Annotated in this window: 23 protein-coding genes; 7 read left to right on the top strand and 16 right to left on the bottom strand. The window is 45.0% G+C overall.

Annotation, left to right across the window (positions count from 1 at the left end):
• Positions 1 to 100: 100 nt before the first annotated feature.
• The 7 genes from ACTWPM_RS08660 (at position 101) to ACTWPM_RS08630 (ending at position 7,828) form a co-directional block, all read left to right on the top strand.
• Positions 101 to 1,318 (top strand): M20 metallopeptidase family protein, encoded by a 1,218-nt coding sequence (locus tag ACTWPM_RS08660; RefSeq protein WP_443132659.1) that lies wholly within the window; start codon positions 101 to 103, stop codon positions 1,316 to 1,318.
• Positions 1,308 to 2,615 (top strand): amidohydrolase, encoded by a 1,308-nt coding sequence (locus tag ACTWPM_RS08655; RefSeq protein WP_443132658.1) that lies wholly within the window; start codon positions 1,308 to 1,310, stop codon positions 2,613 to 2,615. The genes ACTWPM_RS08660 and ACTWPM_RS08655 overlap by 11 nt, the downstream gene beginning before the upstream one ends.
• Entirely contained in the window at positions 2,608 to 3,861 is a 1,254-nt protein-coding gene (locus ACTWPM_RS08650; RefSeq protein ID WP_443132657.1) for a M20 family metallo-hydrolase, read from the top strand. Before ACTWPM_RS08655 ends, ACTWPM_RS08650 begins: the two co-directional genes overlap by 8 nt.
• Positions 3,858 to 5,162 (top strand): hypothetical protein, encoded by a 1,305-nt coding sequence (locus ACTWPM_RS08645; protein ID WP_443132656.1) that lies wholly within the window; start codon positions 3,858 to 3,860, stop codon positions 5,160 to 5,162. Before ACTWPM_RS08650 ends, ACTWPM_RS08645 begins: the two co-directional genes overlap by 4 nt.
• Before the next feature lie 107 nt (positions 5,163 to 5,269).
• Positions 5,270 to 6,799: an AbgT family transporter gene (locus ACTWPM_RS08640; protein ID WP_443132655.1), complete on the top strand. Its 1,530-nt coding sequence runs from the start codon at positions 5,270 to 5,272 to the stop codon at positions 6,797 to 6,799.
• Between the two features lie 269 nt (positions 6,800 to 7,068).
• Positions 7,069 to 7,428 (top strand): STAS/SEC14 domain-containing protein, encoded by a 360-nt coding sequence (locus ACTWPM_RS08635; RefSeq protein ID WP_443132654.1) that lies wholly within the window; start codon positions 7,069 to 7,071, stop codon positions 7,426 to 7,428.
• Positions 7,429 to 7,471: 43 nt separating this feature from the next.
• Complete coding sequence (locus ACTWPM_RS08630) at positions 7,472 to 7,828, top strand: DUF488 domain-containing protein (RefSeq protein ID WP_443132653.1); 357 nt, start codon at positions 7,472 to 7,474, stop codon at positions 7,826 to 7,828.
• 21 nt (positions 7,829 to 7,849) lie between these two features.
• Here ACTWPM_RS08630 and ACTWPM_RS08625 read toward each other — a convergent pair whose 3' ends face one another.
• From ACTWPM_RS08625 to ACTWPM_RS08550, 16 genes are all read right to left on the bottom strand, one after another.
• Positions 7,850 to 8,254: a PaaI family thioesterase gene (locus ACTWPM_RS08625; RefSeq protein WP_443132652.1), complete on the bottom strand. Its 405-nt coding sequence runs from the start codon at positions 8,252 to 8,254 to the stop codon at positions 7,850 to 7,852.
• 12 nt (positions 8,255 to 8,266) lie between these two features.
• Positions 8,267 to 8,647 carry a PaaI family thioesterase gene (locus ACTWPM_RS08620; protein ID WP_443132651.1) on the bottom strand — a complete coding sequence of 127 codons (381 nt, stop codon included), beginning with the start codon at positions 8,645 to 8,647 and terminating at the stop codon, positions 8,267 to 8,269.
• Positions 8,648 to 8,662: 15 nt separating this feature from the next.
• Positions 8,663 to 9,847 (bottom strand): thiolase family protein, encoded by a 1,185-nt coding sequence (locus tag ACTWPM_RS08615; RefSeq protein ID WP_443132650.1) that lies wholly within the window; start codon positions 9,845 to 9,847, stop codon positions 8,663 to 8,665.
• 19 nt (positions 9,848 to 9,866) lie between these two features.
• A complete protein-coding gene (locus ACTWPM_RS08610; RefSeq protein WP_443132649.1) occupies positions 9,867 to 11,018 on the bottom strand; it encodes an acyl-CoA dehydrogenase family protein in 1,152 nt (383 codons plus the stop codon).
• A 52-nt stretch (positions 11,019 to 11,070) separates the two neighbouring features.
• Positions 11,071 to 12,705, bottom strand: coding sequence for a long-chain-fatty-acid--CoA ligase (locus ACTWPM_RS08605; protein WP_443132648.1), 1,635 nt, complete (start codon positions 12,703 to 12,705; stop codon positions 11,071 to 11,073).
• 17 nt (positions 12,706 to 12,722) lie between these two features.
• The gene (locus ACTWPM_RS08600) at positions 12,723 to 13,931 is read right to left on the bottom strand and encodes an acyl-CoA dehydrogenase family protein (RefSeq protein WP_443132726.1); all 1,209 of its coding nucleotides are present in this window, start codon (positions 13,929 to 13,931) and stop codon (positions 12,723 to 12,725) included.
• A gap of 837 nt (positions 13,932 to 14,768) precedes the next feature.
• A complete protein-coding gene (locus tag ACTWPM_RS08595; RefSeq protein WP_443132647.1) occupies positions 14,769 to 15,992 on the bottom strand; it encodes an ABC transporter substrate-binding protein in 1,224 nt (407 codons plus the stop codon).
• Positions 15,993 to 16,065: 73 nt separating this feature from the next.
• A complete protein-coding gene (locus ACTWPM_RS08590; RefSeq protein ID WP_443123579.1) occupies positions 16,066 to 16,773 on the bottom strand; it encodes an ABC transporter ATP-binding protein in 708 nt (235 codons plus the stop codon).
• Positions 16,766 to 17,530 (bottom strand): ABC transporter ATP-binding protein, encoded by a 765-nt coding sequence (locus ACTWPM_RS08585; RefSeq protein ID WP_443132646.1) that lies wholly within the window; start codon positions 17,528 to 17,530, stop codon positions 16,766 to 16,768. Before ACTWPM_RS08585 ends, ACTWPM_RS08590 begins: the two co-directional genes overlap by 8 nt.
• A gap of 3 nt (positions 17,531 to 17,533) precedes the next feature.
• Entirely contained in the window at positions 17,534 to 18,565 is a 1,032-nt protein-coding gene (locus tag ACTWPM_RS08580; RefSeq protein ID WP_443132645.1) for a branched-chain amino acid ABC transporter permease, read from the bottom strand.
• Positions 18,566 to 19,429 (bottom strand): branched-chain amino acid ABC transporter permease, encoded by an 864-nt coding sequence (locus tag ACTWPM_RS08575; protein ID WP_014641812.1) that lies wholly within the window; start codon positions 19,427 to 19,429, stop codon positions 18,566 to 18,568.
• A gap of 93 nt (positions 19,430 to 19,522) precedes the next feature.
• Positions 19,523 to 21,193, bottom strand: a complete 1,671-nt coding sequence (locus ACTWPM_RS08570) for a long-chain fatty acid--CoA ligase (RefSeq protein ID WP_443132644.1) — start codon at positions 21,191 to 21,193, stop codon at positions 19,523 to 19,525.
• 68 nt (positions 21,194 to 21,261) lie between these two features.
• Positions 21,262 to 22,041, bottom strand: a complete 780-nt coding sequence (locus tag ACTWPM_RS08565) for an SDR family NAD(P)-dependent oxidoreductase (protein WP_443132725.1) — start codon at positions 22,039 to 22,041, stop codon at positions 21,262 to 21,264.
• A 20-nt stretch (positions 22,042 to 22,061) separates the two neighbouring features.
• On the bottom strand, positions 22,062 to 22,469 hold the full coding sequence (locus ACTWPM_RS08560) for an acyl-CoA thioesterase (RefSeq protein ID WP_443132643.1): 408 nt from the start codon (positions 22,467 to 22,469) through the stop codon (positions 22,062 to 22,064).
• Positions 22,470 to 22,537: 68 nt separating this feature from the next.
• Positions 22,538 to 23,107 carry a TetR/AcrR family transcriptional regulator gene (locus tag ACTWPM_RS08555; RefSeq protein ID WP_443132724.1) on the bottom strand — a complete coding sequence of 190 codons (570 nt, stop codon included), beginning with the start codon at positions 23,105 to 23,107 and terminating at the stop codon, positions 22,538 to 22,540.
• Between the two features lie 72 nt (positions 23,108 to 23,179).
• Entirely contained in the window at positions 23,180 to 24,352 is a 1,173-nt protein-coding gene (locus ACTWPM_RS08550) for a thiolase family protein (RefSeq protein ID WP_443132642.1), read from the bottom strand.
• Positions 24,353 to 24,366: the final 14 nt, after the last annotated feature.

Here is a 24,366-nt window from a genome sequence, read left to right as displayed (position 1 = left end):
ATTTTTTGTCGAAAAAGGATGAAATATAATTATTTTTTGTTATACTACTTAATAACGGAACATTTAAGGAAAATGTCCTTAATTTGAAGGAGGAACATTTTTGAAGAATATAAATAAACTCATTTCATTTATTGAAAGCGATATTCTAAATATTCGCCGGACGCTTCATCAGCATCCAGAGCTGAGCAACGAAGAATATCAGACTTCCGCTTTAGTAAAAGAGAAACTTACGGAATACGGCATTGAATTCCAATCCGGATTTGCTAATACCGGGATTCTCGGAATTATCAAAGGAGCGCAACCGGGAGGGACAGTAGCACTCAGAGCCGATATGGATGCTCTTCCGATCCAGGAAGCAAACCAGCATGAATTCGCATCTGAAAACGACGGAAAGATGCACGCATGCGGACATGACGCCCATACAGCCATGCTGCTTGGTGCCGGCTACGCTCTTCAACAGCAGAAAGAAGACCTTCATGGCACCGTTTTACTCGTCTTTCAGCCTGCGGAAGAAACATCTCCTTACGGTGGTTCCCAGCCTATGCTTGACGATGGAGTGTTTAATGAATACACACCGGACGTCATTTACGGACAGCATGTATGGCCGAGCCTCCCTGTCGGTCAAGTAGGCATCCGGGATAAAGAGATGATGGGAGCGTCCGACCGGTTTAAAGTGACCGTTAAAGGAAAAGGCGGACATGCAAGCATGCCTCATGACGGCAATGATGCTCTAATAATAACGAACCAGATCATCTCGAGCCTTCAGACGATTATCAGTCGAAACGTAAACCCTCTTGACTCAGCGGTTGTAACCGTCGGGCGGATTGAAGGCGGTTACGGTTACAATGTCATTCCGGAGCAGGTGGTTTTCGAAGGTACCGTACGCACCTTTAAACCAGAAGTGAAGGAAAAAGTAAAACAACGTTTTCATACGATCATTCAGCAGACGGCCGTAGCATTCGAGGGAGAAGCAGAAATAAATTATTATGACGGTTATCCGGCGACCATTAATACACCAGAATGGGCACGTACAGCCCGCGGGTCAGCCCAGCGTCTTTTAGGTGAAGAATCCACACCTGCACTCGACCCGGCGTTAGCTGGAGAGGATTTCTCCAGGTTCCTGCTTCACTATCCAGGTGCTTTTATTTGGCTCGGCACCCAAATTGAAGACTCCGATAACCAGAAACCTCTTCACGATTCCGGTTTTCAATTGAATGAAAAAGCCTTGCCGATTGGAAGCCGTTATTTAGTCCAGGTGACGCTCGATACGCTCGAGACCCTGGCGGAAAGTAAAGAAGGTGACCGAAATGCCTCGTAATGCAAATGATTCATTCATTAAGACCATTCAGCCTAAATTGACCGAATGGCGCCGGCACTTTCATAAGTATCCAGAACTTGGATTTATGGAATACTGCACCACCTATACCATTGGACAAGAATTAGAAAAATTAGGATTTCGTCTCTATGTAGGAAAGGAAGCTTTACAAAGCGACTCCAGATACGGTGTTCCTGATGAAGAAACGCTTCGGGAAAAGGAAATGGTAGCTTCCGCGTCAGTAGATGACCGATGGCTTGCAGACATGAAAGGCGGTCACACCGGATTAGTCGCGGTTTGGGATACAGAACAAGCCGGCGACCACCTTGCCTTCCGCTTTGATATCGATGCTTTGCCGATTACAGAAGCTGAAGATGAACAGCACTTTCCTTTTAAACACTCTTTTGTATCCAAGCATAAAGGTGTGATGCATGCGTGCGGGCACGACGGACACACCACCATCGGCCTTGGACTCGCCCATTTCATTGCGGAGAATAGTTCAGACTTAAACGGGAAGTTTACCCTCCTGTTCCAGCCGGCCGAAGAAGGCGGGCGAGGCGCAAGAGCGATGACAGACAAAGGCTGGCTCAATGACGTTGATTTCTTTTATTCCGGACATATAGGTATTCAAGATCTGCCTGTCGGAACGGTGGCAGCCACTACAAAAGGGTTTCTTGCTTCGGCAAAATTGGACGCTTATTTCAACGGTCAGTCCTCCCATGCAGGTATGAAGCCGGAAGAAGGGCGTAACGCCTTGCTCGCAGCAGCCACAGCAGCGACCCAGTTGCATTCCATTCCCCGGCACAGTGAAGGTATCAGCCGGGTGAACGCAGGTAAACTGGTTGCCGGCAATGGACGAAATATCATTTCGGACCGCGGCTTTCTGGAAATTGAAACGCGCGGGGAAACGAAAGCCATCAACGCTTATATGCAAAAGGAAGCGAAACGTATGATTCAGGCTGCGGCAGATATGCATCAGGTCGATGTAGATATAGATTTTGTAGGTGAAACGGAGCAGATGATTTGTGACGATGCCCTTGCTTCCTACATTTCAAAAGTCTGCGAACCTAGTGAGTATATTCAGAAGGTTATTCCGGTGGCTCGCGTATTAGGCTCAGAGGATGCAAGTTTCATGATGAATGAAGTTCAATCTCAAGGTGGCCAGGCGACTTATATGCTTTTTGGCACTCATTTACCAGATAATCATCACGCCCCTTCCTTCGATTTTGAAGAAGAGGTCTTAACCACAGCACTAGATACTTATATTCACATCATAAAAGGGGGCCACTTGCTTGACTAATATACAGGAATGGCTGAATCGCCATCTACTTGAGTTAAATCTCACTGAAGAGATGGATTACGAAAATGGATTTACACGACTAAGCTACACGAAGGAAGAAAAACAAGCTCACCAGGCCTTCCGTCGAATTGCTGAAAGCCTTGAACTCGATGTTCATACCGATCAGGCAGGCAATATTTGGGCAGACTGGAGAGCAGCTTCAGATGCTCCGGTTGTAGCTCTCGGTTCTCACGTTGATACCGTGAGTTCCGGCGGAGGTTATGACGGCGTCGCTGGTGTGCTGACAGCCCTTGCCGCGATTAAACTTCTAAAGGATGAACATTACGCCCCGCAGAAAAATATAAGCGTCGTTTGTTTTGCTTCAGAAGAATCAGCCAGATTCGGCGTATCCACGATCGGCAGTAAAGCTGTCAGCGGTCTGCTTGATAAAGACGATGTTGCTGACGTTGAGGACGCAGAAGGCGTAACCATTAAGGAAGCAGTGGAATCATTCGGCTTATACTGGGATACGATTGACCAGGCTGAAAAAGGTGAGAAAGAATTAGAAAGCTTTTTAGAGCTTCATATTGAACAAGGCACTCAGATTGAAAATAACGGAGCAGATATTGGGATCGTACGCGGAGTCGCCTGTCCGATCCGCCTGCAGATTACGGCTGAAGGAATGTCGAATCATACAGGGACCACACCGATGCACCGAAGATCCGATGCTTTCGCAGCAATTGCGCCGCTTATCACGTTTGTGGAAGAACAAGCCAACCAAATGAATGAAGAGCAGGACGTGCCTCTGGTTGCAACAGTAAGCACTGTTCACCTTCATCCAAATGTGATGAACGTCATTCCAGGCCAGGTGGAACTAGGAATCGATATCCGCAGCGTGGACGACTCCTTAAAAAGAGAACTGGCTGAACGAATAGAATCATTTTGCAAGAAAATTGAAGACAAACGTAAGATACAGGTTCATGTCCACACACTTGTGAATAACAACTCTGTTTTTTTAGATCCGAACCTTCAAGGTAAACTCGCGCAAGTAGCAGATCAACTGGATTTTAACTACCTGGAAATGGATAGCGGCGCAGGTCATGACGTCATGAATATGGCTGAAAAATGGCCATCCGGTCTTCTCTTCATTCCGTGCGAGGAAGGACTCAGCCATCATCCGAAAGAGTACGCCTCCGTTGAAGATCTGGCCAAAGGTACAAAAGTAATGGCTGAATATTTAAAAATTGAAACAGGTGAACTGCCATGAAAACAACAATAGGAGTCATTGCGCCTCACGACTCCTTGCAGCAGATTATGTATGTAGCCAAGGAATTCGAGACCATCACTTTTGTACCTTATTCCTATGACCATTTGACTGAAGTGAGCGACATTTTAACTCGTCATCGTTATGAAGTCGATCAATGGTTTTTCTCCGGCGTATTGAATTATACGTACGCAATCGAAAATGAATTAATCACTGAAAATGAAGGAGCCTATCCCCCACTGCACGGTGCAAGCTTCTTCGGCATCCTCCTTGAGGCTCAACTGGCATCCAACCAAGTTTACCGAAGAGTTGGCATTGATACGATTGAAAGTGAAGAGTTTGAAAAGATCCTCTCTTACTATCAGCTCGAGGATCTAACCTATTATAATCATCCTTTTAAAAGTGGACAAAGCTCTGATGAACTCGTAGATTATCATACTCGATTATATGAAGAAGGAAAAACGGAAGTCGTGATTACTTCCATCAAAGATGTCTTTCGGAAATTAAAAGATAAGGGTATTCCCGTTTTTCGTGTGACTCCCTCTTATTTATCAATCAAGATGATTATCCAGTTCCTCGAAGAACGAGCCCAGACGAACCTCTATCGTAATTCACAAGTAGCTGTCATCGGTTTTCGAATTAATCTGGATCCTGAACATTTAGAAGAACTCTATTACTCCTTCAAAACGAGGTACCAGGAACTTGATGTCCGCCGTGAGCTTTACTCCATTGCTGAAAAAACAAATGGCTCAGTTATGCAGATGGGCGATGGATTATTCTTCATTTTCACAACACGAGGAGAACTAAGCCATGAATCAGAAGCCGATTTGTTTAAACTGATTCAGGACATCCGTCTTCAGACAAGCCTTCAAGCTAAAGTATCAATTGGGTTTGGCGAAACTGTCCTTCAGGCAGAGCAGCACGTAAGAATCGGATTCCGTCACGTTAAAGAGTACGAAGAACCCGTCATCCTGGTGGTCGATGACGATCAATCAATTTCGCTCAAACAGCAGAAAGAACAGATTGATTATCAGACGACCGATGTAGGGCAAGCCTGGAAAGAGAAGCTGAAAGATGCGAACCTCAGCCCAGGTGTCGTCTCTAAGATAGTCTCCTATGTAAAACATTACGGACGTGAACAATTTTCGTCTCAGGATCTGTCCAGGTGGCTAAAAAGCACAGAACGAAACGGAAGAAGAATTTTATCCGAAATGGAACGAGTCGGCATTGTTGAGCAAGCCGGTGAAACACAATCCGGTGAACGAGGCCGGCCGAGGAAGGTCTTTCAGTTCCTCCCTTTTTAGGGAGGAAGAGCCCTTCTTGCAACTAGACTCATGACGTTTACACAGTTTTTGGCTAAAAACGGAAGGATTAAGGAAAATTTCCCAAATTAATTGGAAGGGTGAAGCACATGAGTAACAACAATGAACAAACGAGCAAAGGTATGGCAAGGTTTTTAAACTTTATTGAACGAGTCGGTAACAAGCTGCCAGAACCATTCATGCTATTTGTGTACTTGGCCGGATTTACGATTCTCTTCTCCTGGGTCGTTTCCCTATTTGGAGTCACCGTGGAAGAACCCGGTACGGGGGAAGAAGTCGCGATCCAGAGTCTCGTTTCAGGTGACGGTCTTGAGTATATCTTAACGTCCATGCTTGATAATTTCACTGGATTCGCGCCGCTTGGCCTGGTATTGGCTATGATGTTAGGTATTGGTCTTGCCGATAAAGTCGGCTTATTGGAAACAGCTATTAAGAGTACCATCTTGAAAGCACCAAAATCACTGATCACTTATGCGGTTATATTTGTCGGAATATTAGGAAACCTGGCTTCCGATGCCGCTTTCGTTATTGTGCCTCCTCTTGCTGCTATGGTTTTCTATACAATCGGACGCCACCCGCTGGCTGGTTTAGCCGCAGGTTTCGCAGGAGTCGGTTCCGGTTTTACAGCTAACATTATTATTGCTGGTACTGATGCCCTGCTTTCCGGAATTTCAACAGAGGTTATGCAAAGCATTGGTTCTGATATCGTGGTTACACCTGTCGATAACTGGTACTTCATGATTGCATCTGTTGTTGTTCTCTCTATTACAGGGGCTCTTATTACCGAAAAAATCATTGAACCCCGCTTAGGAAAATACGAAGGTGAAGGTTCTGAAAATGAACTGGAGGCCAGTACAACGTTAGAGAAAAAAGGTTTTAGAAATGCTGTTATATCAGGCTTAGTCTTTATCGCTATTCTTATTATTGCTCTTGCATGGCCTGGGTCCGCTTTAAGAAACGAAGAAGGCGGTATTATTCCGTCTCCATTCTTAGATGGCATTGTTCCAATTATTCTATTCTTCTTCATCACCATCGGTATTACCTATGGTGTGACGGTTAAAAAGATCGAATCTACTCGCGACATTTCCGGGTTTATGAGTGAAGCGATGAAGGATATGTCCGGATTTATTGTACTGATTTTTGCGGCCGCTCAGTTTATTGCTTACTTTGACTGGACCAACATTGGTACGTGGGTCGCTGTCAGTGGTGCAAATGCACTTGAAGCTATGAATATGACAGGCTTGCCGGTTGTTGTCGGCTTCTCCATGCTGACCGCACTGATGAACCTGTTGATCTTCAGTGGATCTGCCCAATGGGCGCTTGAAGCACCGATCTTCCTGCAGATGTTCTATCTATTGGACTATCACCCGGCATTCATTCAAGCAGCTTATCGTATTGCCGATTCCTCCACAAACATTATCACCCCAATGAACCCATATATCATCGTGGTTCTGGCCTTTATGCGGGAGTATAATAAGAAAGCTGGCTTAGGGACATTGATTTCCCTCATGCTGCCGTACAGCATTATTTTCTTCGCCATCTGGGTCGTACTGTTAGTTGCCTTTGCATTGCTTGGCATTCCATTCGGTCCTGGCGTAGATATGTATATTAATCAATAATCGGATTTATAGAAAGTCTGTCTTTTTAAAAGGCAGGCTTTCTTTTTATTGCTTTTGTTGAATTTTATAAGATTACCTAATCGTTTAGTTGGTTTCTTAAATAATCCATCCCACTTCACAATGCGATATAAATACCAATTTTTCGCCTTTACTCCAGCCTTTCCCTTATAAAAAATCGATCCACACAAAGTTTGACCATGTTTATCCAGTGATTCAATGGGAACAGGTAAACACATGTCCTAATCTCCTTTAGAAAGCAGGTGTCTTATATGTTCACATTTCTTTCAAGTCGAGACGCATCCACTATCGTAATAGACGTTAGAGAGAAATTAACTGGCCATGACGCGAGAATGCTTGATGATTATATACAAGGCTATTTTGATGATGATCAAAATTTTAAAGTTTTGGCCTTTGTTCCTGAACTTGACGGGACCACTCTTGAAGGCTTCTGGGAAGGTACAAAGGTTAATTTAAAACGATGGAGACAGTTTTCAAAATTCGCAGTAGTTACTGAAAGAGCACTGATAGAGCTAGGTACACAGGCAGCAGATTATTTACCAGGTTTACAGGCAAAGGATTATAAACCGAACCAGTTGGAAGAAGCGTGGAACTGGTTAATAGAAGATTGAAAAACTGACCTTAGAAAATCAGCCCACCGGGGAGGTTATTTTTTTGTCAATTTTACTAAGGCGAATCTATGATGAAAATAAAACTTTAGGAGGCCATCGGGTACTCGTTGATCGTGTCTGGCCAAGAGGAATTTCTAAAGAAGATGCAGAACTTGACGAATGGCTGAAGGAAATTGCCCCAAGCCCGGATCTTAGAAAATGGTTCGACCATGACCCCGCTAAATTTAATACGTTTAAAGAAGCTTATCGTAAAGAAATTAAGGATAACTCTGAAGCACAATCCAAAATTCAAGAATTGAAGGCAGTGGCAGCGGATAAACGTCTAATCCTCCTATTCGGAGCTAAAGATAAAGAACATAATCACGCGGTCGTGCTAAAAGAAATAATAGAAGATAAATAAAGCTCAGTCCTGGACTGAGCTTTATTTATCCCTTATTAATTTATACGTGCCTACTCCTTTTGCCACCATTGTTCCTTCAGAATCATATAATTCTCCTTCTGCCGTTACAATCCGGTAACCTTGCTGCAGGATCCTCCCCTTCGCCGTTATGCTGCCGCCTGCCGAAGGTGCCAAGTAGTTAATATTTAAATTCATCGTTGTACACCGGGTTTTAGTCGTAGAGCGAATGGCCATTCCTATAATTAAATCAAGCATGGTCGCATGAACGCCTCCATGCAGTGTGCCATTTACGTTGAACAACTTTTCCTGAACAGGTAGTTCCAGAAGAACATTTCCCTGTTCAAAATGAATAATCTCAAACCCAATATGGGAAAAGAATGGACTGGATTCAAAACTTTCGCGTACTTCATCAATTGTCTTTGTCACGCCTTTTCCTCCCTACTCCATAGACCGGCTCATTACTTTAAAAGTTCCAGCCGCTTTAGCTGCCAGATTTCCATCACGGTCCAGTACGCTTCCTTCACCTGCAATCATTTTTCCATTTCTCCAGATTATTTTACCCACTGCGGTAAATGGTCCACGATTCGCAAAGTCAAAATAGTTGATGTTTAGATTTACTGTTGTAGTTGGCTTCTGGATCAATTCCCCTATGGTTGAACCAATAACGATATCGAGCATGCTTGAGAATATACCAGGAGGCATAGTGCCTTCAGCCGATAAGATTTCGGGCTTAACAGGGAGAGTGAGAAGGATCTCCCCCTCTTCCCCTCTATGTTTGGAGCAACCTATGTGCTCAAAAAAAGAAGATTGATCTCTCACTCTGAAATCCCCTCCCTATATTATTTCAACCATAATGGCCATTCCTTGTCCGCCACCGGCACATAAGGTGGCAATTCCTTTTTGTTCGTCTCTTCTTATCATCGCATGTAAAAGCGTCGTCAAAATTCTCGCCCCGCTTGCTCCAACTGGGTGTCCAAGAGCAATCGCCCCACCGTGAATGTTGACTCGGACCTCATCCAGGCCGAGTTCCCGAATGACCGCCAGTGATTGAGAAGCAAAAGCTTCGTTCAGTTCTATAAGACCGACATCTGCTATCCTGGTAGACGTCTTCTCAAGCAGTTTCTTAACGGCAGGAATAGGTCCAATTCCCATCACTTCGGGAGAAACTCCCGATACAGCCCAGTCTGTAATCCTGGCCATAGGCTTCAGACCTAATGATTTGGCTTTTGATTCCTGCATGATCACGAGAGCAGCTGCTCCGTCATTCCTGCCGCAGGCATTCCCCGCTGTTACAGTTCCATTCTCCTTGAAAGCGGGCCGCAAGCTTGCGAGCTTATCTAACGACGTTTGAGGCCTGGGATGCTCATCACGATCTACAATCAAAGACTTTCTTCGCTCGACTACTTCGACTGGAACAATTTCATCTTTGAACGTTGAAGCATCCAAAGCCATAGCTGCCCGCCTTTGGCTTTCAAGAGCAAAAGCATCCTGGTCTTCTCTTGAAATAGAATAGCGTTCGGCAACATTTTCTGCCGTTATTCCCATCCCGAGTTCATTTCCATAGATTTCCTTCGGCTGTTGACCAGCTTCTTTATTTGAATCGACTAAAATTGGCTGATCTCCCCCGAATCTTGAATTTCTTAAGTAGATAGGAGATTGACTCATACTTTCTGTTCCTCCAGCTACAATAACCTCTGCTTGGTCAAAAGCAACTTGCTGGACCCCCGAGGCAACAGCCTGCATACCAGAAGCGCAAAGCCGGTTAATTGTAAAAGCGGGAGAAGCTTCAGGAATACCAGCCCGTAACGCTGCAACTCTCGCAACATTAGAAGACTGAGTAGTCTGCCGGACTTCTCCCATAATCGCTTCGTCCACCTGCTCCGGGGAAAGACCTGCCCTTGAAACAGCTTCCTTTATGGCGGTGGAAGCTAAATCGGCTGAGGATAGATTTTTAAAGGCTCCTCCGTATTTTCCTATCGGTGTTCGGACTGCACTTACAATCACAACCGGTTCCATCATTTATACTCCCATCTCCCGCTCACAGGCTGTACTCCTTTTTCAATTGGCTGGAAATAATGTTTTTCTGAATTTCCGAAGTTCCTTCATAAATTCTCGTAATTCGTGCATCTCGGAAGAATCGTTCAATCGGATAGTCGGCTATGTAACCAATGCCGCCGTGAACTTGAACAGCTTTATCGGCTACCCGGTTGTACACTTCCGAGCCATATAATTTAAGCATAGCCGCTTCTTTAATTACTTTTTGACCTTGATCGACCATCCAGGCAATCCGGTACGTAAAGGAGCGAAGCGCTTCGATTTCTACCGCCATTTCAGACACCATATGGGCAACGGCCTGGTGTTCGATAATGGGCACACCAAATTGTTCTCGTTCCTGGGTAAACTGCATCGATAAATCCAGCAGCTTCTGGCAGGATCCTAAGTTTCTTGCGGCCAGTCCTGCCCGACCGTTCGCAAGAATTTTAAGGGCATTAACATACCCCTCGCCCTCTTGCCCCAGTACATTTTCGAGTGGAACTTCACAGTCTTCTAAAATAATTTCAGCTGATTGAGATCCATGGAGCCCCATTTTAGGTTCCACAGCTCCGACCTGGAAACCCGGAAAATCTTTTTCCACAATAAATGAAGTGATCCCTTTTGCCCCTTTACTTGCATCTGTGACAGCCATTACAGTGAAAATATCTGCTTCTGTGGCATTCGTAATATAGTGTTTCGTCCCATTAAGAATATACTTATCTTCTTGTTTAACTGCGGTGGTCTTTAAATTAGTGGCATTCGAACCAGCACTTGGTTCAGTAAGGGCGAAAGCTCCAATCGACTCTCCTCGCGCGAGCTTCGGCAGATATTTTTGTTTCTGAGCTTCATTGCCCATTTCTACAATGCCGACCGTGCCTATCCCCGTATGACCGCCGACCAGCGTGGTGTAACCATTATGAGTGGCTCCAATTTCTTCATATAAAGCACACTTTCCTACCATCCCTATACCAAGACCGCCGTATTCTTCTGGAATGCTTAGACCAAACAACCCCATTTCTTTAGACATCTCGATGATATGTTCGGGAATTCTATCCTCTCTCTCAATCTCCATGGCTACCGCTTCTACTTCTGTTTGGATAAAATCGCGCACGCTGCTCTTCAACATTTGAATATCTTCATCAAAATTAAAATCCATCGTCAGCACTCCCTGGATTACAAATTTTAAGAATCTACCTTCCCCAGGTGAATCAGTGTTTACGGGCATGGGGAGGACTTACTTCGCTGATTTTAGCTTTCTCTTCCTCTATCAGTTTTCGCTTTAATAATTTTCCCACTGTATTTCTGGGAAGTTCTTCACGAATCTCGTATTGCTTCGGCACTTTATAACGGGCTAAACGGGTTGAACAGTATTCTTTTAACTCATTCACCTCCACCTTGTGCTGTTCTTTCAAAACCACATAGGCTTTTACGATTTCCCCCTTCTCCCTGTCTGGAATCCCCACCACCGCTGCATCTTTTACAGCTGAATGTTCATATAAAACGCTTTCAATTTCCTGCGGATAAATATTAAACCCGCCATTGATCATCATTTCTTTTTTTCTTCCTACTATATAAAAGTATCCATCTTCGTCACACATGGCCAGATCTCCCGTATATAACCAGCCATTCCTTAACGAGTGGCTTGTCTCTTCTGGCTGATTCCAATAACCTTTCATAACCTGTGGGCCTTTAATGATGAGCTCTCCTACACTATTGACCGGAAGAGTCTCATCGTGTTCATCTACAATCCGGCAATCCGTCCCAGGAAAAGGCAGACCTATACTTCCTATCTTTCTTATTCCGCCGGCAGGGTTCCGATGGGTAGAAGGCGACGCTTCTGAAAGACCGAACCCCTCTCCAATTATGGCTCCCGTTAAACTTTCAAACCGTCTGATAATCTCTACAGGAAGTGGAGCGGATCCACTTGAACAAAACTTCAGCGAATCGAGTCGATAGGATTCTATATTTGGATACTGGACAAAAGCACTGTACATCTTTGGAACACCCGGAAAAAAGGTAGGCTGATACTTTTTAATTTTTTCTGCTACATCATCCACTTTGAACTCAGGAATTAACAGAATCGTGGCGCCAAGATAGATACCGAGATTCATAGCACTTGTCATTGCATACACGTGATAAAGTGGGGTAGCAGTAAGGACAATTTCCTTCCCCTTATCCATTAACTTTCCATACATCGCATGGCTCTGAACAACATTAGCCACTAAGTTGTAATGAGTCAGCATAGCTCCTTTAATTTTACCGGTCGTTCCGCCTGTGTATTGAATCACAGCTACATCTTCTTTAACTGAGATAGGAATATCATTTTCCAGAGGATATGCTTTGTTTATAAGATTTTCTAGCGACTCGGGAAGATCCCGCTCTGCTTTTGAGACAAAGACAAGAGTAATACCGCTTTCTTCCTTTACTTGATTAACAAGTAATCGATTGTATTCCTCAGCCACCAGATAGTTCATACCGGAGTCTTCAATGATATGAAGCAGTTCCCTTTTTGTATAGCGCGGATTGATTTGAACGACGGTCAGACCGAGCCTCTGAGCAGCATAATAGGCCGTGATATAGTCCGGGTGATTGGAAATCATCAGGCCGATTCGTTCGCCTTTTGTTAATCCAAGTTCATTCCACGCTCCGGCCAGCCGGTCTACATTCTCTTTCAATTGCTGATAAGTGATCTGGCAATCTTCATACACGATTGCCGTTCTATCGCCGAATTCATGAGCCGATTCTTTAAGTAGTGTATAGAGAGACCTTTCTGGAAGGTTTATTTCTGTCTTCATTTCCGGAGAATACGATGGATACCATGGGCGTTTTTTTAAATCCGTCACATACAGTCCCCCCTTCTTTACACTTCTTCCTTCACCTCATCATAAGGCCATGCCGGCAGCGAACGTGATAAAGTCTTATCAGACCGGTAACCAAGCACGTATTCCGCCTGCATGACCGTATGGATTTCCCGTGTACCTTCATAAATGACAGGTGCTTTCGAGTTTCTTAAAAATCGCTCTACCGGGTATTCATGTGAATAGCCATAAGCCCCGTGGATTTGAACAGCGTCATTCGCTGCTTCATTGGCAAAATCACAGGCCTGCCATTTGGCAAGGGAAGTTTCCCGCGTGTTCCTCCTGCCCTGGTTTTTTAATTCTCCCGCGCGGAAAACAAGGAGACGGGACATTTGATAGCCTGCTTCCATCTTAGCGAGCATTTGCTGGACCAGCTGATGCTTGCCGATTTCTTTACCAAACGTTTCTCTTTCGTGGCAATACTTCACGCTTTCCTCAAGGCACGCAAGAATCTGCCCGCATGCACCGGCGGCCACCGTAAAGCGGCCATTATCGAGAGCGGCCATAGCGATCTTAAATCCTTCCCCTTCTTCTCCAAGCAGATTTTCTTTCGGCACCTTTACATGATCAAAAAATAACTCTCCCGTGTTCCCTGCCCGGATACCAAGCTTGCCTTTAATAGCCTGGGATGAGAATCCCGGCATAGTCCGTTCCACGATAAAAGCCGATATCCCTTTATGCTTCTGACTTTTATCTGTATAGGCAAAAACGAGGAAATGATCGGCATGGTCGCATAAGGAAATCCACGTTTTCTGCCCATTTAAAATATAGAAGTCTCCTTCTTTTGTGGCTGTCGTTTTTAAAGAGGCAACATCGGATCCAGCATTGGGCTCCGTTAATCCAAACGCCCCTACTTTTTCTCCTTTTGCCTGCGGAATGAGGTATTTCTGTTTCTGGACTTCATTGCCCCATTGCAGCAGTGTCATACTATTCAGACCTGTATGAACGGAAACAGCCGTACGGAAAGCAGTATCTCCCCGCTCTAATTCTTCACAAACGATCGCGAGCGTATTGTAATCCATTCCGCTACCCCCGTACTGTTCAGGAATACACACTCCCATCAGGTCAAGGTCTGCGAGACGTTTCATAATAGAGGATTCAAAATGACCCTTTTCATCCCATTCCTGAATATAGGGATTGATTTCTTGATCTACGAATTTACGAACCACTTTTCTAACCATTTCCTGTTCTTCTGTTAATTCAAAATTCATCATTAAAATCTCCTCCTTAATTTATTAATAACACCGTCTAACTCAACAGGAACATTTCGCTTTATAATTGAAGGTAAAACGTTTTATAAAGATATTCATTTTAATGTAGATTGCACTATGAAAAATTATGTTACCTTTTCTTTTAGCTCTGTTATACTCTCAGTGTCGATTCTTAAAGATAAGCTCCCGTTACTGGAAGACTCAGTTTCGAGATAACTGGGGCCCGTTACTCTATTTGGAATAGGGCTGGCGGGGAAATAACTCGCTTTCCTATGGGGGAACGGTGAGCTTCCTCGCTCGTTTCACTCCCTGCGGGATCTCACCTAGTTCCTTCTCCCATGGGACTCTCATCATTTCCCCACCAACCCAACGATATCTAGTGAACGGCCCCTGCTATAGGAGAAAGAAGCCATGCTGCATTTGCCTCAAATGCTTATATAACAGGGTTTCTACAATTAAACACAAGTAAAGACCAGTGGGAATCATAGATGATCCTTGTTCATGGGAAGGCGTTTATGCAGAAAATTTTGAGCTCTCAATAATCGCAAAGGGGCGGAAGGGAACGGCGAAGACTCCTGCGGGATGAACATGATCGGTGAGATCCCGGAAGGCGGAGCCTGAGGAAGCTCACCTCATGCCCGCGGAAAGCGAGCCGTTCCCTTCCGCCCCTTTCTCCACACAATATCTCGAATCGGAGTCTTCCACAATCCGGCCCTTTAGTGTAATAACCCGGTAATGAACCACAACGTCTATTACAACCTTCCTTTCCAGGTGAGGTCTATGTATAAAAAGCCAGCTATATGGTGTAGTCTCTTCATACAACTGGCTCAATCAGACTTACTCGTTCACGTTAATGGTGACTATTTCACCGTTTTCGACAGCCGCAATCCGTAAACCAGTAGTGAATCCTCCATCCTCCTCAATTCGCTTAATGGTGTAAACTTCTTTCTCTTCAGGAATCGCATCCAGTCCCTCCTGCATATGAGAGCGGATGGCTGATGGGTCTTCTACCGTTCCCGCAGCTTTCATAGCTTCCATAAAGGCATATATCGATACGTAATGATAACCAGCTTCAGATCCTGGTTCTTCTCCATATTTCTCTTTATATTTTTCAATAAATTCATCGGTTCCTGGATAATCTGAATTTATAAGCGGTGTTACACCTACTGCACCATTCAGCATCTCATATGAACCCGTGACGGTTTTCATTTCATTCAGCTTGGCCTGGTCCATCACGATAAACCCGCCTTCAAAGCCTAATTCTCTTGCCTGCTTCGCTACCTTAGCCGTCGGCTCGGATGGACCGCCAATAAACAGCACGTCTGGATCGCCTTCTAAGGCATTTGTAACCAATGTGAAGAAGTCTGTATCCTTAGAGAAATCGATGGAAGAATTATAGACCACTTCACCGCCTTGCTCTTTCCAATGTGGCAGCAGGGCTTCTGTCCAATCTTTTCCGTACTGAGAAGACGTTGGCAGAGCCGCAATTTTCTTACCAAAGTTATCCATAGTATAAGTAGTGAAAGGTTCGATATATCCATCATAACTCGGTGGGATTCGGACCGTAAGTTCGTTACCCTCAGCCGTCACTGCCGGCTCACTCGTATAGGCTCCAATAAGAAAGTTTTCCTTTTCATTGAACACTTGCATTGCCTTTACGCCTCCGCTGTGCGGCGTATAAATAATAGGCGTGTTATTTTCCTGAAGCAGACGTTTGGCATTAGCCGCTGTCTCATTCGGAAGATATTTATCGTCCAATGACACGAGATTATACTTATACGTTTGTCCATCAATCTCAAACCCGCCGTTATTGTTGATTTCTTCGACAGCCATTTTCAGCCCGTTCAACGATCGCTCTCCATAATAGGCTGCCGGACCGCTCAAAGGTCCCGTATAACCAATGTTGACCAGTTCTTCCCCCTCTTCCGCTTCTGTTGTTTCCGTTTGACTTTCTCCGCTTCCATCACCAGACGCTGAATTGGACGGGTTATCAATACATCCCCCTAACATAAACAGAACCGCAAGCATCACCAGAAAAGCAGATAATCTGAAAACCTTCATTAGATCTCCTCCTTAAGGATAGGTGTTTTCTCTTTGACCGAACGCTGCTCCACTGTCTTCTAATCATTTATCATCAGGCTCCAATATAAGCCCTGCGAACCGTATCATTGGCTAACAATTCTTCGGATGATCCCTGCACAACCATGGATCCACTTTCAAACACGTAGCCCCGGTTCGCAATTTTTAGTGCAGCAAAAGCATTCTGTTCAGCTAGCAAAACGGTTGTACCATCCTTATTGATCTTCTGAATGACCTCAAACATCTGCTCTACAATAAGAGGAGCAAGGCCAATGGAAGGCTCATCAAGAAGCATCATTTTCGGGCGGGACATTAGGGCTCTTCCAATTGCAAGCATCTGCTGCTGACCTCCACTCAACGAGCCGGCAGCATTTTCTTTTTTCTCTTGTAAAATCGGGAAAAGTTCATAGACCTCAGAGATGGATTCTTTCACTTGTTTTCGCTTTTTCCGATGAACATAGGCTCCCATAATTAAATTCTGATGGACCGACATTTGTGGAAACAGCTTGCGGTCCTCCGCACACTGCACAATTCCTGCCTGGACAATCTTATCTGGTGATAAACCCGTGATCGATTTTCCTTCAAAAATAATGTCTCCAGCGCTTGGTTTCTGAAGTCCGCTGATAGCGTTAAACGTTGTACTTTTTCCCGCTCCATTTGAACCAAGTAAAACGACAAGCTCTCCCTCTCCCACTTGAATATCAATATCTTTAACTGCCGCAAAGCTGCCATATTTCACCGACACATTCGATAACTCAAGCACTCGCGTCACCACCTAGATATGCTTCAATAACAGCCTGGTTGTTCATGATTTCCTCAGATGTTCCCTCTGCAATTTTTTCCCCGTAATTTAAGACCATGATCTTGTCGGCAAGCTTCATAATCATTTTCATTTTGTGTTCAATCAAGCATACGGTGATGCCCTGCTTGACCATTTTTTCCATCAAAGCTGCCAGGCCTTCGGTTTCTCCTGGATTGATCCCTGCAGTTGGTTCATCGAGAAAAACAACTTCCGGATCCGTAGCCAGCGCGAGTGCGAAAGCAACCCGTTTCTTCTCTTCCTGGGATATATTCACGGCAAGTTCGTCCCTTACATGCGTTAATTCAACGAAATCAAGAACCTCCATCGCTTTGTCCCGGCACTTTTTCTCTTCCTCTTTATAACGTTTGGTTCGGAGTACTGCATCGAGGAGGTTGGAGCGCGTTCTGAGCCGGTGTCCAACGATTACATTGTCAAGAACGGTAGATTGTTCAAAAAGATTGGTGGTCTGGAATGTGCGTGCTACCCCTAAAGTAGCAATTTTATTAGGAGGCAGCTTCGTAATATCCTTCCCTTTATAAAAAACCTGCCCAGAACTTGGTGTGTATGACCCGCTTACCAGGTTAAAGAACGTAGACTTCCCGGCCCCATTTGGACCGATAATCGCGTTGATCTTCCCCTTTTCAATTGTGAAATCTACCTCGTTAACGGCGATTAGTCCTCCAAATTTCTTCGTGAGCTTTCTGGTTTCAATAAACATTCTTTACCCCTCCTTCACCTTTTTCTCTGTATCTTCCTGTGGCTGACGAACATAGGAAGGCTGCTTAGGCTGAACGGCTTTCTTTTTCTTCGCTTTTCTCTTCATTCGAAAGTCAAGATACGCACCCGCGATTCCCCTTGGATAAAAAATAATCAGTAAGGTTAAGAGTGGACCGAAAATAAGCATCCGATAGTCTTGTAAAAATTGCAAAGATTGAGAGACGCTCACAATAAGAAAGGTTCCTACAATTGGACCAGCAAGAGTTCCGAGACCTCCGACAAGCAAGTAGGTAAGAAAATCAAAAATGATCGTAATGTATCCAATGTCAGGACCGATAAACCTGATAAAAGAAGCATACAAAGCTCCCGCCAGACCCGCGAAAAACGTAGAGAGGACAAAGACGAGCAGCTTATTTTTCATCGTAGAGATTCCAATCGTCTGAGCCAGGTCTTCACTGTTCCGAATCGCTATAAACGTACGCCCTGTAAGAGAATGGACAATCCTGTACATAACTAGAATCGTAGCCAGCAAGAAAAAAAGAATCAGGTAATATTGAGAGAGCGGGGTTTCAAACGAGATCGGCCCGATGGCTGCGGGCGCAGGAATTCCTATCAATCCGCGTACACCGCCGGTCAGGCTGTCCCATTTATCGATCACTAAGTAGATGATATATCCGACACAAAGCGTATAAATGGCAAAAAAGTGTTCCCGGGTCCGCAAAGAAACTAACCCTACGACAAAGCCGATGGCACTCGTAATTACACAGGCAAGCACAAGAGCCACCCAGTAGTTTAAACCCGCTTTAACTGTCAGCAGTCCTAAGGCGTAAGCTCCAATGGCAAAAAAACCAGCATGGGCAAGGGATAGGTAACCCGTATAGCCTGCCAGAAGATTCAGTCCATAAACTGCAATCATCCAGATGAAGGCAAGGGTTAGCACATGCAGAAAGTAATCATTTTGCGAGAGAAAAGGAAACACAACCGTCAGTAAGACAAACCCGATAAGCCAGCCTCTTTTCCTGAGAAATGCTCCCATTTAAAAACCCTCCCTGGAAAAAAGTCCTTTAGGACGAATGGATAGAATAATCACAAGCAGTAGAAAAGCAATCAGGTCTTTATAATCGTTAGAAATATAGGTGGCGCCTAGACTTTCCGTAAAGCCAAGGATATAACCACCAAGGATTGCTCCAGGAATGCTGCCCATTCCACCAAGGATGATAATGACAAAGGCTTTCAGGATGACAAGGTGCCCCATTCCCGGAAAAACAAGATTGATCGGAGCCGATAACGAGGCGGCAATGGCTGCCAGCCCACCGGAAATCATAAAGGTAAGCATCGCGACTTTATTTGTATTAATTCCGACCAAATGTGCTCCTTCCCGGTTTTGCGCCATGGCAATGATGGTGGATCCGATGTACGTCTTTTTCAAAAACAGATAAAGCAGAACCATGGCCGCTATTGCTCCCACATTGATGAGCACACGCTGCATCGTAGCTGTGGTGCCAAAAAGATTAATGACTTGCCCGTAAGGCGTAGTCATGGTCCGATAGTCGGCACCCCATATCAACTGGGCAAACGCCTCGAGAAACAACAGCATTCCGATAGCCGCAATTTTATCGTGGATCGGAGGAGCATTTCGAAGCGGGTGAAAAACCAGCCGGTCCATAAGAACTCCAAGCAGTCCCACCACAAGAACAGAAACCGCCATGGCTATCCAATAATGAATTCCCCATAACAGCATCATGGTCAGAGTGATATAAGCACCAAGCATGTATAAAGCACCGTGGGCAAAGTTAGGAATGTGAAGGATGCCGTAAACGAGTGTCAGTCCTAAAGCAACCAGACTATAAACACTACCAATTGTCAGCCCATTGAATAGCTGCTGAGTTAAAATATCCATTGAACTTCCCCTTTAACCAGATTTTGAAGTCCGGGACCCAGGTGACACAGCGGAAGATCGTCCCTGGGACTCCCTGACCAATTCAATCAATCCTTAACTGCCCTGCACCTTCTCACGCTCCTGCTCCTGCAGCTTACGCCACAAGATTTTTCCACTATTGGTCGTAGGAAATTCTTTTCTGAACTCCACCAATCTTGGATACTTATAGGCAGCCATCCGCTCTTTGGACCAGGCCACAATCTCTTCTTCCGTCACTTCTCCTTCGTATCCATCATTTAAAATGACGAAAGCTTTGATATTTTCACCTTTTCGCGGATCCGGCACGCCAACTACACAAGCCTGCTGAACGGCGGGATGGTCATACAGAGCTGACTCCACCTCTGTCGGCCATACGTTAAACCCGGATGCATTGATCATCCGCTTCAATCGATCGACGATAAAGAAATAGCCTTCCTCATCACAGCGTCCAATATCTCCGGTCCGGAAAAAGGACTTGCCGTCTATATCTATAAAAGCGTTTTCATTTTCGTCCTCACGATTGTAATAGCCGAGCATGACTTGAGGTCCGTTTACAATAATTTCTCCGATCTCACCCGTTGGAACTTCTTCATTGGTCGCCGGATCAATGATACGCGAATCTACATTAAAGGACGGGATGCCGAGACATTGAAGCTTTGGCCGGTCAGGCGGATTGAAATGGGTTTGAGCAATGGTCTCAGATAAGCCGTAACCTTCCACAAATTCAAGCTCTGTCAGATTGTATAGCTTTTCACCAAGGGCTTTTGGAAAAGAGGCTCCCCCGCCTGAAATCGCGTAAAGTGAACGCAGATCCTCTGCTTCAACAGCAGGATTAGCAAGGAAGTCAACGAGCATCGTACTGATCGTTACCCAGTGTGTGCATTGCTGACCGCGAATCAGCTGCCTTGCAGCTTCACGATTCCATCTTGTCATAAGAACTATCTTATTCCCGCTGAAAATCGGCATCAGCATGCTGTGAATCATTCCGGTCACGTGAAATAACGGCAGAGTAGCTAATGTACTTGAATCTGAAGTCGCGCGAGCCCAGTGATAAGCTCCAATGGTGTTCGCCTGTACGGTGCGGTTGGTATGCATACACCCTTTGGGGAGTCCCGTCGTTCCTGAGGTATAAGGAAGTACGGCTAAGTCATCCGCTGCCACCGATTGTTCCTGCGGTTTTGCTTTGTTCTTCAGAGCCTCTGCCCATATATGCAGATAATCTCCTGTTAAAGACGTTCTTGCTGCAGAAACTTCTGGCGGAAGATAATCTTCCAGTTCGTTTCCTTTATAATCGGAATAAGCAGCCACAATCAGGTGTTCAAGCGATGTACTTTCCACTAATGGCTCGACCACTTCCAGAAATTCCTGTCCGATCAATGCATTTCTTATCGAGCCATCCTTAATGTAAAATTCGAGTTCATTTGTTTTCAGCATAGGATTAATCGGGACAACTACTGCCCCAGCTCTTAAGATGGCATAATAGGCAATAATGAATTGGGGAGAGTTCTGCATGAATAATAGAATTTTCTCCCCCTTGGTCACTTCTAAGTATTGCTGCAAATAACCAGCCAGATCATCGACCTCTGCCAACAGCTCACGGTATGTTATCGTAGCCCCGTAATAATAGATCGCTTCGTGCTCGGGGTAACGCGCTGCAGATACTTTCAGATTGTCATAAATAGATGTTTCTGGCACGGTAAGTGTTTTCGTTAATTTCGGCCAGAAATCATAGTGCTTCGTTTTCATGAATACCTCTCCTTTTTCAAGTTCAGATCAAAAGAATTTCTGTAAGCGCTTTCCTTTTCATAAAAAAATTAAGTAATCATCCATCCGCCATCTACTAATAAATCTGACCCCGTCATGTAGGAAGCTTCGTCTGAGGCAGCAAAAGTAATCACCTTTGCAATTTCCTCAGGTCGTCCCACCCGCCCGAGTGCCGTATTGCGCTGAATCGCTTCCTCAAATCGCTTATTTTTTAATCCTTCTTCAGTCAATGGTGTTTCCGCAAAACCAGGGGAAACCGAATTCACCCGGATCCCATAAGGGGCAAACTCTAACGCCAGTGACTTAGTAAAATTGATAACCGCCGCTTTGGAAGAGCTGTAGTGAGGGATCTTGGCCCCTGCTTTATGTCCAGATAAGGAAGCGACATTTACAATCGACCGATTGACTTCTCCCTCATCCTGCTCCTTACTATTGATCATGAGACGTCCGAGTGCTTTCGAAACCAGATACACGCTTTTTAAATTCGTGTTCTGAATCCTGTCCCACTCCGATTCCTCCATATTAAGTATGGTAGAATTCCCTGAGGTTCCCGCATTGTTTACAAGAATGTGGAGACCTCCTGCTTTCTTCTCAATATAGTCAGCCAGCTGCTGGACTTCCTCTTCTTTCGTCACATCCGCCTGAAAAATATCGGCTGCGGATTCAGTCCGTCCTTCATTAATCTGCTGAGCTGCTCGCTCAAGTTTAGATACGGTCCGTCCCACCAGAATAACTTGGGAACCCTCGGAAGCAAGCCGGGCAGCTGCCTGTTCACCAATTCCGCTTCCAGCGCCCGTAACGACAGCTATGGTACCTTCAAATCTAGGAATAATAATCTCTCCTTTCTCCCTTATAAATTCGGGACGAGGTGACTTTCTAGTGCATCACGTAAGCGGCGAGGGATAGCTTCACTTTTCTGCGCATCATAATTAAAATGAACAACTACGGCTTCTGATTCTGCAATCCGTTCTCCCGTATCAGCAGCCTCAATACTGTGAGTAAAACTGAAGCTGCTGTTTCCAATATGAGACACTCCGGAAGACACTTTTAATTCCTGACCAAAATAGGCCTGACTGACAAAATCGCACTTCGTGGAAGCCAAAATGAATTGTCCCGCGGAGCCGAGGTCATCTGGCATAACTTCTTGAAAAAATTTCCCTCGTGCTTCCTCCAAATAAATGAAATAGCTCGTATTGTTCACGTGCCCTGCCATGTCCGTTTCACAAAATCTGACCCTAACTCGTATTTCATGATTCAATTCTCACCCTCCCATTCTGACCGGTTAGTATTCTGGAGATAAACCCCTCTTAAAAGGGAAGCGATCCGTTAATCGCTCTTATTTATGCCATTTAACAATATCTCTACATAAATGTCAGTCAGCTCTTCCGCTGATACATCTCCCTCGGGGTTATACCAGTAGTAACTCCAGTTTGTCATTCCAAGAATTCCACGCGTAACCATGTCGGCGTGAAGACCTTCTTGAAATTCTCCTTTATGAATGCCTTCTTCCACAAGTTTCTGCAGATTCTTGCGGAACTGATCTCTTTTTTCAACGTTCTGCTCCAGGTACTTCGGTCCAAGATTGCGCATTTCACGGAAAAAGATCCTTGCGCTTTTTTTCCGCTCGTTAATACTTTGTATGACCATGTAAATCATTGCGCGCAGCTTTTCCCTTGAATCCTTTGCTTCGTTCTGAAGAATTTCGTCCTGCTTTTTAAGTAGAAATTCAATGAAATTCAAGTGAATCGTCGTTAACAATTCCTGTTTATTGGTAAAGTAATAATAAAATGTACCTTTGGTTACTCCCAGTTCGTCCACTATTTCCTGAATCGACGTTTCTGTGAAGCCTTTTTTGTCAAATAGATGGATGCTTACATCAATCATTTTCTCTTTCATCACTGCATTGTCCTCTCGTTTAGGGATGATACGTTATTATAACATTCCTAAATCACGCGAAAACGATGGATTTCATCCACGTTCTAGAATCATCGCAATTCCTTGACCTCCGCCGATGCAAGCTGTAACCAGAGCATACCGGCCGTCCCTGCGCTTCAGTTCATAAATGGCTTTAGTAGCAAGAATGGCCCCCGTCGCTCCAAGAGGGTGGCCGTGAGCAATCGCCCCTCCGTTGACATTCACTTTCTCAAGATCCATCTTCATTTCTTCATTACAAGCCAGTACCTGCGCAGCAAATGCTTCGTTAATCTCGATAATGTCCATTTCTTCCAAACCAAGACCCGCCTGCTCCAACACTTTCTGGGTGGCAGGCACAGGACCGATACCCATGATATTTGGGTCTACCCCTGCCACAGCACAAGCTTTCACGGTGGCTAACGGAGTTATCCCTGATTCTTCTGCTTTTGCTCTCGACATAACCATCAACGCCGAAGCAGCATCATTTAAACCTGAGCTGTTTCCAGCTGTTACGGTTCCTCCTTCAAGAAAAGCCGGACGCAATTTGGCCATACCTTCTACAGTAGAATCCGGTCTAGGATGCTCATCTACTTTAAATTCCATCGGAGCTCCTTTTCGAATCGGAATCTCAAGCGGTACGATCTGTTCCTCAAACCGTCCTTCCTCTATTGCCATCCCCATTCTCTGCTGGCTCTGTTGAGCGAATTGATCCTGATCTTCTCTTGGAATCTTGTATTTCTCTGCCAGATTTTCAGCCGTAATTCCCATAGGAGGATCGCCAATTTCTTTTGGTGCAAGCTGTGATTTCTTAAACTTTGGAGGAACAGGGCTGAATGCTTTTTCAGGGCGCTCCATCAAGTAAGGCGCCTGACTCATACTCTCCGTGCCACCGGCCACATACACATCTCCACTGCCTGCGCGAATGGCCTGGGCAGCAAGATAAATGGCATTAAGTCCAGATCCGCATTGCCTGTCTACCGTTAAACCAGGAAGGTTAATAGACAAACCAGACTGTAAAGCCGATAGACGCGCCACGTTGCCGCCACCGCTTAATACGTTGCCCATAATCACATCTTCGATCATATCCACATCCACACCGGCTCGTTTGACTGCTTCTTTAATTACTTCTGCTCCAAGGACATGAGCTGGTACTCTTGCCAATGTCCCTCCCTGCTTGCCTATCGCTGTTCGTACTGCAGATACAATTACCGCATCACGTTCTGTCATAATTTCACTCCTCT

The organism is Halobacillus sp. K22, from assembly GCF_052246795.1.
GTDB lineage: Bacteria > Bacillota > Bacilli > Bacillales > Halobacillaceae > Halobacillus.
Note: the sequence above shows the minus strand (reverse complement) of the source record. Positions and strands in the feature narration are given on the sequence as shown.